This window comes from Rhodoferax sp. EU05-FHT12H12 (assembly GCF_058791215.1).
The window spans coordinates 185219-198507 of record NZ_JBYTDI010000004.1; the positions used below are offsets into that span (position 1 = coordinate 185219).

The window sequence follows — 13289 nt, forward strand, 5'->3', positions numbered from 1 at the left end:
CGGTGCCCCTTTTTACTTAGCCTGCCGTGTTTTCTTCAAACGGCAAGCTCATGTTGCGCAGATCGCGCCGGGTTTCCACCAGCACCAGCGGTCCCGCGTCCACCACCACAGGGGCAGGGCGCTCGCGGGGCACATGTACGGGCTTGGGCTCGGCTGCAATGGCAGCTTGTACGGCAGCAATCTTGGCTGCATCCGAGTTCACCCACTGCAGGCCTGAACCTTGGGCCACTTGCTGCAAGGACTCGGTAGGCAGTGCATAACCTGCTACTTTGGGCATGCTGCCAGTCACTGCAGGGGTGGCGGGTGCAACGGTCGGTGCAACGGCCATCGCCACAGGGGCGGGGGCTACCGCAACGGCGGGCTGTGGCTCAACAGGGACGGCCACGGCTACTTGCGGCGCTTCGTCTGTGGGCTGTTGCTGGGCGTCTGGCTGCTCGCCACGTTCCTGGCGGTTGCCACGGTCACGACCATAGCGGTCACGTGAGCGGCGTTGGCCTTCTCCGCTGGCATTTCGCCCGTCGGCGGGTGTGCCTGCTTCACCAGGGGCTGCTTCAGCATCACCTTGGGTACTGGGGGTGGTGTCAGCGAAAGCGAGTGCGGATTGCGGCTCCGCATCGCTGCGGTTGCCTTCGTCCTGGCGTGGGCCACGTTCGTCGCGGCGGCCATTGCGATTGCGTCCACGACCACGCCCTTCACGACCTTCTCCCCGGACCTCGGTGTTCACATCTGCGGCACCTTCTGGGCGGGCGTCTGTGGTTTCCTCGGCGCGTGTATCCTGGCGGGGCTCGGCGCTGCGCTCAGCGTTCTCTTCACGCGGGCCGCGACCTTCGCCGCGGTTGCGTCCACGGCCTTCACCACGGGGGGCGCGGTCTTGGCGCGGTTCGCCACGGCCATCGCCGCGGGGGGCGTTGCCGTTGTCAGCGCCTGCGGACACTTGAACTTCCTGGCCTGCTACGGCTGCACCGGCGTCCATGCGCTCGTTGCGCTGGGCACCACCCTGGCGCTCACCACGCTCGCCGCGTTCACCACGGTTGCGGCCATTGCGACCACCGCGTTCACCACGCTCTGCACCGCCTTCGGGACGGGCTTCGCCACGGTTTTCGTCACGTGGGCCACGGCCGTCGGCGCGGGGCTCATTGCGGCCACCGCGGCTGTTGCGGCCTTCGCCACGTTCGCCACCACGGTCGCTGCGTTCACCGCCACGGCCACCGTTGCGGTTGCCATCACGGCTACGGCCGTCACGGCCTTCGCGCTTGTCTTCGGTCTTTGCGGTCGCGGGTGCGGGCTTGGCCACGGGTGCGGCTTCTTCCATACCCAGCAGGCCCTTGATCCAGCCAAAGAAACCTTTGCCTGCGGGCGCAGGCGCCGCCACAACGGGCTTGGCGACAGGCGCTGCAGCCTGCGGCTTGGCCACTTCGGGCTTGGGCGGGGCGATGGGGGCGGGTGCGTCCGGCAGCACGCCCTTGATGACCGGGGTCTGCTTGTTGGTCGGCTCTTGCGAACGGCGGGTCACGCCGGTGGCCTCTTCCATGTCATCCGCCATCTTGTAGCTGGCTTCGATGTGGTCCAGGCGCGGGTCGTCGTGCTTCAGGCGTTCCAGCTTGTAGTTCGGTGTTTCCAGTGTCTTGTTGGGCACCATCAGCACGTTGATGCGCTGCTTGAGCTCAATCTTGGCGATTTCGGTACGCTTCTCGTTCAGCAGGAAGGACGCTACATCGACGGGCACCTGGCACAGCACGGAGGCGGTGTTGTCCTTGAGGGATTCTTCCTGGATGATGCGCAGAATCTGCAGCGCCGAGCTCTCGGTGTCGCGGATGTGGCCGGAACCACCGCAACGCGGGCAGGGGATGGAGGCACCTTCGGAGAGGGCCGGGCGCAGGCGCTGGCGGCTCATTTCCATCAGACCGAACTTGGAGATGGTGCCGAATTGCACGCGGGCACGGTCCTGGCGCAGCGCGTCGCGCAAGCGGTTTTCCACTTCGCGGCGGTTGCGGGACTCTTCCATGTCGATAAAGTCGATCACGATCAGGCCACCCAAGTCGCGCAGACGCATCTGGCGCGCCACTTCGTCAGCGGCTTCCAGGTTGGTGCGGGTGGCGGTTTCTTCGATGTCGCCGCCCTTGATGGCGCGGGCCGAGTTGACGTCCACGGACACCAAGGCTTCGGTGTGGTCGATCACGATGGCGCCGCCGGAGGGCAGTTGCACCGTGCGGGCGTAGGCCGATTCGATCTGGTGTTCGATCTGGAAGCGGCTGAACAGCGGTGCGTCATCACGGTAGCGCTTCACGCGCGCTGCGTGCTCGGGCATCACGTGGGCCATGAACTGCTGGGCCTGTTCGTACACGTCGTCGGTGTCGATCAGGATGTCGCCGATGTCGTGGTTGAAGTAGTCACGGATCGCGCGGATTACCAGCGAAGACTCTTGGTAGATCAGGTAAGCACCCTTGCCGCCCTTGGCGGCGCCGTCGATCGCGGTCCACAGCTTCAAGAGGTAGTTCAGGTCCCACTGCAACTCAGGTGCGCTACGGCCGATGCCGGCGGTGCGGGCGATGATGGACATGCCGTTGGGGTATTCCAACTGGTCCATGTTTTCTTTGAGCTCCGCGCGGTCGTCGCCCTCGATGCGGCGCGAAACGCCACCGCCACGGGGGTTGTTGGGCATCAAGACCACATAACGGCCGGCCAGCGAGACGAAGGTGGTCAGGGCTGCGCCCTTGTTGCCACGTTCTTCTTTTTCCACTTGCACCAGCAGTTCCTGGCCTTCGCGGATGGCGTCCTGGATGCGGGCTTGGGAGGCTGACACGCCCTCCTTGAAGTACATCTTGGAGATTTCTTTGAACGGCAGGAAGCCGTGGCGGTCTTCGCCGTAGTCGACGAAACAGGCTTCCAGCGAAGGCTCGACGCGGGTAACGACGGCCTTGTAGATATTGCCCTTGCGCTGTTCGCGCCCTTCAATTTCAATTTCGTAGTCGAGGAGTTTTTGTCCGTCGACGATGGCCAGGCGGCGTTCTTCAGCCTGCGTGGCGTTGATCAGCATCCGTTTCATGGATTGCATCCTTCTTCAATAAGCACATGCCCGGGATGGGCGTACGGTGCCGGACTGACGAATTGAAGTGAGGTGGAATTGCCGGAGAACTTCAGGTCACACGAGGTGACGAAGCGTAGGCGCAGGGATGGGGACGAGGGGATGGGTTTGTGAACTTGCTATCAAAATAGTAGCACGTTGCGCAGGTTGTACCGGGGCTGCAGGCCGATATGTGCCACCCAACGGGGCGTAGACGCTCCGCAGGCACAAGGTCATCAGGCTCAGCAACACAAACATCTCGTTTCATTCCACTCGCAAACCGTGGGTTTGCGAGTTTGGGGTATTCCGTTTCAGGGTTTCAATTCGTCGGCTTGACCCTGCTGTTTGCGGGCCATCACAGGCAAGTGGCGTGTGATTTGCAAGCAAGGCAGCGTGGCGGCATCGACCTTCCAGCGTAACGTTTGGTGGGGTGTGGACTAAACTCCAGACAAATCAACCACTTACGGCGCGACGCTAGTGAAACACATTATAGAGGGCAATCCAGCCCCAACCCTGCCGCAAGTCAAATCGGTGACGGTGGACGAAGACAGCGCTGGCCAGCGATTGGACAACTTCCTGATGCGCGAGCTCAAGGGTGTGCCCAAAACCCATGTCTACCGCATCATCCGCAGTGGCGAGGTGCGTGTGAATAAAGGCCGTGCCAGCGCCGACACCCGGGTCGAGGCAGGGGACGTGGTGCGGGTGCCACCGGTGCGCATGTCCGAGCGGGTGGAGCAAAAAGCCCAGGCCATGGCGGAGCAGGTGGCAGCCCAGGCGAGCAGCCGGACCCCCGCCAAAACCTTCTCCGTATTATTTGAAGATGACCATTTCCTCGTCATCGACAAGCCTGCCGGCGTGGCGGTGCATGGCGGATCGGGAGTCAGTTTTGGGGTGATTGAGCAACTGCGCATGGCGCGGCCTCAGGCCACCTTTCTGGAGCTGGTGCACCGCCTGGACCGTGAAACCAGCGGCATTTTGCTGATTGCCAAGAAGCGCAGCGCCCTGAAAAACCTGCAAGACCAGTTTCGCGAGCGCGAAACCGGCAAGACCTACCTGGCGCTGGTAGTGGGGCAGTGGCCCAGCAATAAGAAGGTGCTGGACAAGTCCCTGCACAAGTACCTGCTGGCCAGCAAAGACGGTGGCGCGGATGCGGGCGAGCGCCGTGTGAAGGTGGTCGAGAAGGACCACCCGGATGCTATGCCCTCCCTGTCGCTGGTGAAGGTTCGCGCCACCTCTGGCGTGCCGGCTGTTGCCGATGCCACGGGTCAGCGCGGCTACTCGCTGCTGGAGGTGACCATCAAGACCGGGCGCACGCACCAGATTCGCGTACATCTGGCATCCGAAGGCATGCCGATTGCCGGCGACGACAAGTACGGCGACTTCGTCCTGAACAAGGAATTGGCGCGTGGCGCCGCTCAAGCGCCGCTCAAGCGCATGTTTTTGCATGCCTGGCGCTTTCAGTGCAAGCACCCGCTCACCGGCATAAAGGTCGAGTTGTTTGCCGAGCTACCGCCCGAACTGTCCGATTTCTTGCACGTTGCCGTACCGGCGGCGGCCTGATTTTTAGCAAACCCACCGTTTTTATGTCTGCCAATCCCACCCGCACCCGCCAGTTTGACCTCATCGCCTTTGACTGGGACGGCACCCTGTTTGATTCCACGGCCATCATCACCCGCTGCATCCAGGCAGCGGTGGCCGATGTGGGGGGCACCGTGCCCAGCGACAAGGACGCCGCCTATGTGATTGGTCTGGGCCTGATGCAGGCACTGGCCCACGCCGCGCCCGATGTGCCCAAAGAGAAGTACCCGCTGCTGGGCGCGCGCTACAAACACCACTATGTGCTGCACCAGAACGACATCAGCCTGTTTGACGGCGTGTTGCCCATGTTGGGTGCGCTGAAAGACGCGGGCCATTTGCTGACGGTGGCCACCGGCAAAAGCCGTTCGGGACTTAATGAAGCCTTGCAGGCGGTGGAGCTGCGGGGGGTGTTCGATGGCTCGCGCACTGCGGACGAGACTGCCGGCAAGCCCCACCCGCTGATGTTGCAGGAGTTGATGGCCGAGTTTGGGGTGCCGCCCGAGCGCGTACTGATGATTGGTGACACCACCCACGACCTGCAATTGGCCCTGAATGCCGGCTGTGCCAGTGTGGGCGTGAGCTACGGGGCACATGAACCCGCTGCCTTTACGCCGCTGCAGCCGCGCCATGTGGCGCATTCGGTGGCTGAGCTGCAGGCTTGGTTGCTGGCCTACGCCTGAGGAGACAGCCATGACACTCGGACCTGCTGGTGTGGCCATTGCCCTGTGCAACAGCGCCGATCTGGTGAATAGCGGCGAGGCCGTGCCGTTTGATGTGGTCTATTGCGGCCAGACCTGTTACGGATTTGCCATTCGGTATGCCGACAAGGCCTATGCCTACCTGAACCGCTGCTCCCACGTGCCCATGGAAATGGACTACCAGCCCAACCGCTTTTTCGACATGACCGGCAATTGGCTGATCTGCGCCACCCACGGCGCCATGTACAGCCCACAAACGGGCCAGTGCCGCACTGGTCCCTGCCGCGGGGGGCTGGTTTCCATTGCCCTCACGGAGGCCGATGGTGTCGTGCACTGGCATACTGCCCCCAACTTACAACCTGTCGCCTTCTGATATGTCTGAACATTCTGTCCCGCCGACCCCTGAATCTGCATCAAATCCGGCATCAGCCCCCGTGGATGCTGCGCAAGCAGCTATCAATAACGTAGCGTCTTCCGCGGCTGCCCCGGCGGCTGGGTGGGAGCGGGCCACGCTGGAGAAACTGGCCATGGCGACGCTGGTGGAGCAGCGCGCTGCGCGGCGCTGGCGCAATGCCATCCGCATCGCATGGCTGGTGTTCCTGTCGGCCCTGCTGTGGTTCGGCCTGCAGCAAGGCGGAACCACCACCGACGTGAGTACGCCCCACACTGCGGTGGTGTCCATCCAGGGGGAGATTGCGGCGGGTGCGGATGCCAGCGCCGAGTTTGTGGTGGCTGCGATGCGTACCGCGTTTGAAGACGACGGCGCCAAGGCCGTGGTGCTCTTGATCAACTCGCCCGGTGGCAGCCCGGTGCAGGCCGGCATCATCAACGACGAGATCAAACGCCTCAAGGCCCAGTACAACAAACCCGTATACGCCGTGGTGGAAGAAACCTGTGCCTCGGCCGCGTATTACATCGCCGCGGGGGCGGACCAGATTTTTGTGGATAAAGCCAGTATCGTGGGCAGCATTGGTGTGCTGATGGACGGCTTTGGCTTCACCGGTCTGATGGACAAGCTGGGCGTGGAGCGCCGCCTGATGACAGCCGGTGAGAACAAGGGATTTTTGGACCCCTTCAGCCCGCAGACCGAGAAGCAGCGCGCCTTTGCCCAAGCCATGCTGGACCAGATTCACCAGCAATTTATTGCGGTGGTCAAGGATGGCCGGGGCAAACGCCTGAAGGAAACTCCCGACATGTTCAGCGGCCTGTTCTGGACCGGCCAGCAAGCCATTGAACTGGGTTTGGCTGACCAGCTGGGCAACTTGGACTACGTAGCGCGTGAGGTGGTAAAGGCCGAGGACATCATCGACTACACCCGCAAGGACAACGTGGCCGAGCGCCTGGTCAAGCGCTTTGGTGCCTCGATTGGTGATGGCGCGGTGCGTGCCCTGCGCTCTTTGCCGGCCATCCACTAAGTACGCACCCAGGCTCGACTGCCTGCCTGGGGCGCTAGCCGCCCGACCTCAGCGGCCGATCGCAAAGACCGTGGGGGTGGCGTTGTCCAGCGTCCAGCCGCTTTGCTTCCACTGTTTCACCAGGTTGCTGTGGGTATTGGCCGTTTCCAGCGTCAGTCCGCTGGAGGTGGCCAAGCGTGTGTTGTGCTGCAGGGTTTGCAGCAGGCCCTGCAGCAGGGCGGTGTTGCGGTAGGGTGTTTCGATGAAGAGCTGGGTTTGCCCGGTTTTTAGCGCCAGCGATTCCAGCTCGCGGATACGCTTGTTGCGTTCGGCCGGATCGGCCGGCACATAACCCACAAACGCAAAGTTCTGCCCATTGAGTCCGCTGGCGGCTAGCGCCAGCAGCAGCGACACCGGCCCTACCAGCGGTACTACACGCAGGCCCAGGTCGTGCGCTGCACGCACCACCGATGAACCGGGGTCTGCAATGGCGGGCATGCCCGCCTCGCTGACCAGTCCCACATCGTGCCCCTGTCGTGCTGCGGCCAGCAGGGGGGTGGCATCAAAGCCACCCAGATGGTCGCCTTTCTTGTGCACCTCGCGCGGCAGTTCCTGAATGGTCAGTTCTTGTAGAGCTGTGCCCAGCGGATGGCTGGCATCTACGCGTTTGAGGTAAGCACGTGTGCTTTTGGCATTTTCACAAATCCAATGCCGCAAACGGGCTGCCACGGCCAGCGTGTGGGCAGGCATGCTTTGGTCCAGCGGGCTTTGGGTGACGCAGCCAAAGTCCAGCGGCGCAGGCACCAAGTACAGCGTACCTTTGGGGGAGGGCGTCTGTGTCATACCGATCCCAGCAGTGGGATGCCGGCCGCGCGCAGCATGCGGCTGGTGCGGATCAGCGGCAGGCCCACCAGGGCGCTGGGGTCGTCATTGTCAATCGACGCCAGCAATGCGATACCCAAGCCCTCGCTTTTGGCGCTGCCTGCGCAGTCATACGGAGTCTCGGCGCGCAGGTAATTTTCAATCTCCGCATCGCTCAGGTCTCGGAATACGACCCGAACCGGGGCCACATCCTCCTGCTGGAAGCCGCTGGCTTGGCACACCACGGCCACAGCCGTCTGGAAAACCACGGTTTTGCCGCGCATTTTCTGCAGTTGTGCAACGGCACGTTCGTGGGTGCCGGGCTTGCCCAGCGGTTCGCCGTCCAGATCGGCCACCTGGTCAGAGCCGATCACCACGCAGTCTGGGTGTTGTGCGGCGACGGCCCGCGCTTTGGCCAGTGCCAGTCGGCGCGCCAATGCGAGAGGGGTCTCGCCGGGCTGTGGGGTTTCGTCCACATCAGGGGCTGCGACGGTGAAGGGGACGCGCAGGCGCTGTAACAGTTCGCGGCGGTAGGCCGAGGTGGAGCCTAAAACGAGTTGGCGGGGGGCGGAGTCTTGCATGGGGCGATTCTCTTACACTGCGCGCATGACACATGAATATTCAGCCCATAGCCTGAACATCCTGACTTTCGCCAAGATCGACGGCCAGTTGAAGGGCCAAGTGCCTTTGGCCCAGATGCTGCGTTTGTGCGAAGAAACCCAGGGAGCCGCAGACGCTGTCGCCGTGCATTTTGGCGCCCAAGGCACCATCCGCTCGGATGCCGCCGGGGTGGATGAGCCCTGGGTACACCTGTCTGGGCGTACCGTCCTGACCATGACCTGCCAGCGCTGTCTGACACCGGTGGATGTGGACATCGCGTTCACGCGTGATTTCCGCTTTGTCGCCACGGAAGCCTTGGCCGAAGTCGAGGACGAAGAATCGGAAGAGGATGTTCTGGTGCTGAGCCGGGAATTCAACTTGGTGGACTTGGTGGAGGACGAGCTGTTGATGTCCATTCCCCCTGTGCCCAAGCACGAGACCTGCCCCCAGGCCGTGAAGCTGGAAGCCGTGGATGCGGATTTTGAGCACATCGCCGATGAAAAGCCCAATCCGTTTGCCGTGCTCCAGAAGCTCAAAGACAAGGGCCTTGGCTAACAGGCCTACATTGGGCTATAATCTGAGGCTTCGCGCGCAACTCCGCCGCGTTTTACCAACCTAACCCGTGTTGCCACACCCTGTGCAGCACTTTTGCTCAGGAGCCGACCATGGCCGTTCAACAAAACAAAAAATCTCCTTCCAAGCGCGGTATGCACCGCTCGCACAACGCTTTGGTTGTGCCCGGTATTGCCGTGGAATCCACCACCGGTGAAACCCATCTGCGTCACCACATCAGCCCCACCGGTTTCTACCGTGGTCGCAAGGTGCTGAAGACCAAGTCCGAAGCCTGATTCGCCTGAATCTCCAAAAGCCCGAAGCTACAGTTCCTGTAGCAACGGGCTTTTGTCATTTATGGCCTCTATATTCGGATGTTTGACTTCCTTGTCGTTGGAATGATGCTCGCATGATTACTGTCGCCGTTGATTGCATGGGGGGCGACCACGGTCCCCAGGTCACCTTGCCCGCCTGTACCCAGTTCCTGGAGCAGCACGCAGATGCTGCGCTGATACTGGTCGGTTTGCCCGATGCACTCCAAGGCTTCTCGCACCCCCGTGCCACACGGATCACCGTAACTGAAGTTGTTGCCATGGACGACCCATTGGAGGTGGCGTTGCGCAAGAAGAAAGACTCTTCCATGCGCGTGGCGATTCAACAGGTGAAGGATGGGGCTGCCCAGGCGGCCGTCTCGGCGGGTAACACGGGCGCACTGATGGCGATTTCGCGCTACATCCTCAAAACCATGGACGGCATCGAGCGTCCGGCGATCGCAGGTCAAATCCCCAATGCCACGGGCGGCGCCACCACGGTGCTGGACCTGGGCGCCAATGTGGATTGCACGGCCGAGCACCTGTTGCAGTTCGCGGTCATGGGGTCGGCACTGGTGTCTGTGCTTACCAACAAGGAATCGCCTTCGGTGGGTTTGCTCAATATTGGTGAAGAAGTCATCAAGGGCAACGAAGTCATCAAAAAAGCGGGTGAATTGCTGCGAAATGCAGCTAAATCCGGCGATTTGAACTTTGTGGGTAACGTCGAAGGCAACGATATTTTCAAAGGCACCGCCGATATCGTGGTGTGTGACGGTTTTGTCGGCAACGTGGCGCTGAAGACCAGCGAAGGTCTGGCATCCATGATCGGCAACTTCCTTAAAGCCGAGTTCTCTAAAAATATTTTCACCAAAATGGCGGCTATTGCGGCTTATACGGTGCTAACAGCACTGAAAAACCGCGTAGATCACCGTCGTTACAACGGTGCTGCGTTGTTGGGCTTGCGTGGCCTGGTGTTCAAGAGCCATGGCTCGGCGGATGTGCTGGCTTTCAGCAACGCTTTGAACCGGGCGTATGATGCAGCCCGAAACAACTTGCTGGACCGCGTTCAGGTCCGCATTGCCCATGCAGCCCCTTTGTTGGCTGCGTCTGAAGCAACGCAGTAGCCTGAACGGGTGCCCGCCATAACACCCATGAGACGATATTCGCGAATCACCGGCACTGGTAGCTATGTGCCTCCCCGCCGCCTCAGCAACGCCGACCTGGTGGCCCAACTGGCTGCGACTGGTGTAGAAACTTCAGACGAGTGGATCGTGGAGCGCACTGGCATCCGCGCGCGTCACTTTGTGGACGACGGTGTGTACAGCAGCGACTTGGCCTTGGAGGCCTGCAAAGGTGCGCTGCAAGCGGCTGGCCTGGAAGCCAAGGACATTGACCTGATCATTGTGGCCACGTCCACCCCGGACATGGTTTTCCCTTCCACTGCCTGTATTTTGCAGAACAAGCTGGGTGCCAACGGCGGCGCGGCGTTTGACATGCAGGCCGTATGCAGCGGATTTGTTTACGCTCTCTCAGTTGCCGACGCCATGATCCAGACGGGCGCCGCAACCAAGGCGCTGGTAGTGGGTGCCGAGGTGTTCTCCCGCCTGCTGGATTTCAATGACCGCACTACCTGCGTGTTGTTTGGCGACGGCGCGGGCGCCGTGGTGCTCGAAGCCTCGGAAACGCCCGGCATTCTCGCCAGCGATCTGCATGCCGATGGCAAACACGTGGGCATTTTGTGTGTGCCGGGCCATGTGGCCAACGGCCATATTCTGGGCGACCCTCTATTAAAGATGGATGGACAGGCGGTTTTCAAGCTGGCGGTGGGCGTTCTGGAAAGCGCGGCCCGCGCCACGCTGGCCAAGGCCGGCAAGACCGAGGCGGACATCGACTGGCTGATTCCCCACCAGGCGAACATCCGCATCATGCAGAGCACCGCCAAAAAACTGAAACTTCCCATGGATAAAGTGGTGGTGACGGTGGACCAGCATGGCAATACCTCGGCGGCCTCGATTCCGCTGGCGTTGGACGCGGCGGTGCGAGCTGGCCAGGTCAAGCCAGGCCAGACCCTGATGCTCGAGGGTGTAGGCGGTGGTTTCACCTGGGGTGCGGTGCTCCTGACTTTGTAGCTGCTCGTGCATATTCCATGCGGGCTAAAGCCCTATTTCATTGCCAATCTCTATGAAACCATTTGCATTTGTATTTCCCGGCCAAGGCTCCCAATCCGTGGGCATGTTGGACGCTTGGGGCGATCACCCTGTGGTGGCCGAGACTCTGCGCGAGGCCTCCGACGCTTTGGGCGAAGACGTGGCCCAGTTGATCCATGAGGGCCCCAAAGAAGCTCTGGCCTTGACCACCAATACCCAGCCCGTGATGTTGGTGGCCGGTGTGGCCGCCTACCGTGTCTGGATGTCTGAAACCGGCGTGGCCTCGCAGGCCGTGGCTGGCCACTCGCTGGGCGAGTATTCCGCCTTGGTGGCGGCAGGTTCGCTGACGCTGGCGCAAGCCGCGCCGCTGGTGCGCCTGCGCGCCCAGGCCATGCAAGAGGCCGTGCCCGTGGGCGTGGGCGCCATGGCGGCTATTCTGGGCATGGACGCTGCAAAAGTGATAGCGGGTTGCGCAGAGGCGACGGAGGCTTTCGGCCCGGATAGTTCTGAAGTGGTGGAAGCCGTGAACTTCAACGACGCTGCCCAGACCGTGATCGCCGGCAGCAAGGCGGCGGTGGACAAGGCCTGCGAAATCCTCAAGGCCAATGGTGCCAAGCGTGCGCTGCTGCTGCCCGTGTCGGCACCGTTTCACTCCAGTTTGATGAAGCCCGCGGCCGAGAAACTCAAGGCACGTCTGGAAGATATCGAGATTGCCGCGCCCCAGATCGCCCTCATCAACAATATTGACGTGGCCGTAGAGGTGGATGCAGACCGCATCCGCGACGCCCTGGTCCGCCAGGCCTTTGGCCCAGTGCGCTGGGTGGAGTGTGTGCAAGCCATCAAGGCACGTGGTCTGACGACCTTGGTAGAGTGCGGTCCCGGCAAGGTGCTGGCCGGCATGGTCAAGCGCATCGATGCGGAAATGAACGGTGCTGCGCTGTTCGACCCCGCCAGCTTGGAAGACGTCAAGGGAGTATTGGCATGAGCGAAGTGAAATTTGAAGGCCAGGTAGCCCTGGTGACCGGCGCCTCGCGCGGCATTGGCGCCGCCATTGCGCTGGAGCTGGCCCGCAAGGGTGTGAAAGTGATTGGCACCGCCACGTCCGACGCAGGCGCGGCCAAGATTCGTGAGGCGCTGTCGGCCTTTCCGGGCTGCGACGGTCGCACACTGGACGTGACGGACGGTGCCGCTGGTGATGCGCTGGTGGATGCCATTGCCAAGGAGCAGGGCGGTCTGCACGTGCTGGTGAACAACGCCGGCATCACCCGCGACACGCTGGCCATGCGCATGAAGGATGACGATTGGGACGCGGTGCTGGACACCAACCTCAAGGGGGTGTTCCGCATGAGCCGCTCGGTGTTGCGCACCATGATGAAGCAGCGTTATGGCCGCATCATCAGCATCACCTCGGTGGTGGGAGCCTCTGGCAACCCTGGCCAGGCCAACTACGCGGCCGCCAAGGCCGGTGTGGCCGGGATGACCCGGGCGCTGGCGCGCGAGCTGGGCTCGCGCAACATCACCGTCAACTGTGTGGCCCCTGGCTTTATTGAGACCGACATGACCGCCAGCCTGGGCGAAGACCAGCAAAAAGCCTTGCTGGGTCAAATTCCCTTGGGCCATCTGGGCAAACCTAGTGATATTGCGCACGCGGTGGCCTACCTGGCCTCGCCTCAAGCCAGCTATGTGACGGGGCAGGAATTGCACGTCAACGGCGGCATGTACATGTAAGTGATTCAACCCCGCCGAAGTCTGAGCGGCGGCCCGGTTAGAGACAAGTCTCTAGGGCGGGTAAAATCTCGGATTCTTTTACAACCCTTAGAGGGAACCCATGAGCGATATCGAAGTCCGTGTCAAAAAAATCATTGCTGAACAACTCGGCGTTGAAGAGTCTCAAGTCACCAACGAAAAAGCCTTCGTGGCCGATCTGGGTGCCGACTCCCTGGACACCGTGGAACTGGTGATGGCTTTGGAAGACGAATTCGGGATCGAGATCCCCGACGAAGACGCGGAGAAGATCACGACCGTGCAAAACGCGATCGACTACGCGACGTCCCACAAAAAGGCCTAATCGGCTTGGGCAGCAC

General features: G+C 61.8%; 14 protein-coding genes. 11 read left to right on the forward strand and 3 right to left on the reverse strand.

Features of this window, described 5'->3' with window-relative positions; translation table 11 throughout:
• Positions 1-16 precede the first annotated feature (16 nt).
• Positions 17-3046, reverse strand: coding sequence for an Rne/Rng family ribonuclease (locus AC3WS7_RS13080; RefSeq protein ID WP_492656669.1), 3030 nt, complete (start codon positions 3044-3046; stop codon positions 17-19).
• Positions 3047-3541: 495 nt separating this feature from the next.
• On the opposite strand from AC3WS7_RS13080, the gene AC3WS7_RS13085 reads away from it, so the two are divergent.
• From AC3WS7_RS13085 to AC3WS7_RS13100, 4 genes are read left to right on the forward strand one after another with little or no spacing between them, the layout of a single operon-like run.
• Positions 3542-4624, forward strand: coding sequence for an RluA family pseudouridine synthase (locus AC3WS7_RS13085; protein WP_492656670.1), 1083 nt, complete (start codon positions 3542-3544; stop codon positions 4622-4624).
• A 23-nt stretch (positions 4625-4647) separates the two neighbouring features.
• Positions 4648-5322: an HAD family hydrolase gene (locus AC3WS7_RS13090; RefSeq protein WP_492656671.1), complete on the forward strand. Its 675-nt coding sequence runs from the start codon at positions 4648-4650 to the stop codon at positions 5320-5322.
• A 10-nt stretch (positions 5323-5332) separates the two neighbouring features.
• On the forward strand, positions 5333-5713 hold the full coding sequence (locus AC3WS7_RS13095; RefSeq protein ID WP_492656672.1) for a Rieske (2Fe-2S) protein: 381 nt from the start codon (positions 5333-5335) through the stop codon (positions 5711-5713).
• A gap of 1 nt (position 5714) precedes the next feature.
• Entirely contained in the window at positions 5715-6755 is a 1041-nt protein-coding gene (locus AC3WS7_RS13100; RefSeq protein WP_296468558.1) for a S49 family peptidase, read from the forward strand.
• Positions 6756-6803: 48 nt separating this feature from the next.
• On the opposite strand, the gene AC3WS7_RS13105 is transcribed toward AC3WS7_RS13100, so the two are convergent.
• On the reverse strand, positions 6804-7577 hold the full coding sequence (locus tag AC3WS7_RS13105; RefSeq protein ID WP_492656673.1) for an SAM-dependent methyltransferase: 774 nt from the start codon (positions 7575-7577) through the stop codon (positions 6804-6806).
• Positions 7574-8176 (reverse strand): Maf family nucleotide pyrophosphatase, encoded by a 603-nt coding sequence (locus tag AC3WS7_RS13110; RefSeq protein ID WP_492656674.1) that lies wholly within the window; start codon positions 8174-8176, stop codon positions 7574-7576. The genes AC3WS7_RS13105 and AC3WS7_RS13110 overlap by 4 nt, the downstream gene beginning before the upstream one ends.
• A gap of 25 nt (positions 8177-8201) precedes the next feature.
• On the opposite strand from AC3WS7_RS13110, the gene AC3WS7_RS13115 reads away from it, so the two are divergent.
• From AC3WS7_RS13115 to acpP, 7 genes are all read left to right on the forward strand, one after another.
• Positions 8202-8750 (forward strand): YceD family protein, encoded by a 549-nt coding sequence (locus AC3WS7_RS13115; protein WP_492656675.1) that lies wholly within the window; start codon positions 8202-8204, stop codon positions 8748-8750.
• A gap of 110 nt (positions 8751-8860) precedes the next feature.
• A complete protein-coding gene (gene rpmF / locus AC3WS7_RS13120) occupies positions 8861-9043 on the forward strand; it encodes a 50S ribosomal protein L32 (RefSeq protein WP_105259923.1) in 183 nt (60 codons plus the stop codon).
• Positions 9044-9156: 113 nt separating this feature from the next.
• Positions 9157-10182: a phosphate acyltransferase PlsX gene (gene plsX, locus AC3WS7_RS13125; RefSeq protein WP_296468566.1), complete on the forward strand. Its 1026-nt coding sequence runs from the start codon at positions 9157-9159 to the stop codon at positions 10180-10182.
• 27 nt (positions 10183-10209) lie between these two features.
• Positions 10210-11187, forward strand: coding sequence for a beta-ketoacyl-ACP synthase III (locus AC3WS7_RS13130; RefSeq protein ID WP_296468568.1), 978 nt, complete (start codon positions 10210-10212; stop codon positions 11185-11187).
• A gap of 52 nt (positions 11188-11239) precedes the next feature.
• Positions 11240-12190 (forward strand): ACP S-malonyltransferase, encoded by a 951-nt coding sequence (gene fabD / locus AC3WS7_RS13135; protein WP_492656676.1) that lies wholly within the window; start codon positions 11240-11242, stop codon positions 12188-12190.
• Entirely contained in the window at positions 12187-12933 is a 747-nt protein-coding gene (fabG, locus tag AC3WS7_RS13140) for a 3-oxoacyl-ACP reductase FabG (RefSeq protein WP_296468571.1), read from the forward strand. Before fabD ends, fabG begins: the two co-directional genes overlap by 4 nt.
• A gap of 100 nt (positions 12934-13033) precedes the next feature.
• Positions 13034-13273, forward strand: coding sequence for an acyl carrier protein (gene acpP, locus AC3WS7_RS13145; protein ID WP_094479684.1), 240 nt, complete (start codon positions 13034-13036; stop codon positions 13271-13273).
• The last annotated feature ends 16 nt before the right edge of the window (positions 13274-13289 follow it).

What these genes read in the sequence shown, in the direction of transcription:
- AC3WS7_RS13115 (WP_492656675.1), top strand. Translation starts at nt 8,202, where the DNA reads ATGACACATGAATATTCAGCCCATAGCCTGAACATCCTGACTTTCGCC.
- AC3WS7_RS13100 (WP_296468558.1), top strand. Translation starts at nt 5,715, where the DNA reads ATGTCTGAACATTCTGTCCCGCCGACCCCTGAATCTGCATCAAATCCG.
- acpP (WP_094479684.1), top strand. Translation starts at nt 13,034, where the DNA reads ATGAGCGATATCGAAGTCCGTGTCAAAAAAATCATTGCTGAACAACTC.
- rpmF (WP_105259923.1), top strand. Translation starts at nt 8,861, where the DNA reads ATGGCCGTTCAACAAAACAAAAAATCTCCTTCCAAGCGCGGTATGCAC.
- AC3WS7_RS13130 (WP_296468568.1), top strand. Translation starts at nt 10,210, where the DNA reads ATGAGACGATATTCGCGAATCACCGGCACTGGTAGCTATGTGCCTCCC.
- AC3WS7_RS13110 (WP_492656674.1), bottom strand. Translation starts at nt 8,176, where the DNA reads ATGCAAGACTCCGCCCCCCGCCAACTCGTTTTAGGCTCCACCTCGGCC.
- AC3WS7_RS13095 (WP_492656672.1), top strand. Translation starts at nt 5,333, where the DNA reads ATGACACTCGGACCTGCTGGTGTGGCCATTGCCCTGTGCAACAGCGCC.
- fabG (WP_296468571.1), top strand. Translation starts at nt 12,187, where the DNA reads ATGAGCGAAGTGAAATTTGAAGGCCAGGTAGCCCTGGTGACCGGCGCC.
- AC3WS7_RS13105 (WP_492656673.1), bottom strand. Translation starts at nt 7,577, where the DNA reads ATGACACAGACGCCCTCCCCCAAAGGTACGCTGTACTTGGTGCCTGCG.
- AC3WS7_RS13080 (WP_492656669.1), bottom strand. Translation starts at nt 3,046, where the DNA reads ATGAAACGGATGCTGATCAACGCCACGCAGGCTGAAGAACGCCGCCTG.
- plsX (WP_296468566.1), top strand. Translation starts at nt 9,157, where the DNA reads ATGATTACTGTCGCCGTTGATTGCATGGGGGGCGACCACGGTCCCCAG.
- AC3WS7_RS13090 (WP_492656671.1), top strand. Translation starts at nt 4,648, where the DNA reads ATGTCTGCCAATCCCACCCGCACCCGCCAGTTTGACCTCATCGCCTTT.
- fabD (WP_492656676.1), top strand. Translation starts at nt 11,240, where the DNA reads ATGAAACCATTTGCATTTGTATTTCCCGGCCAAGGCTCCCAATCCGTG.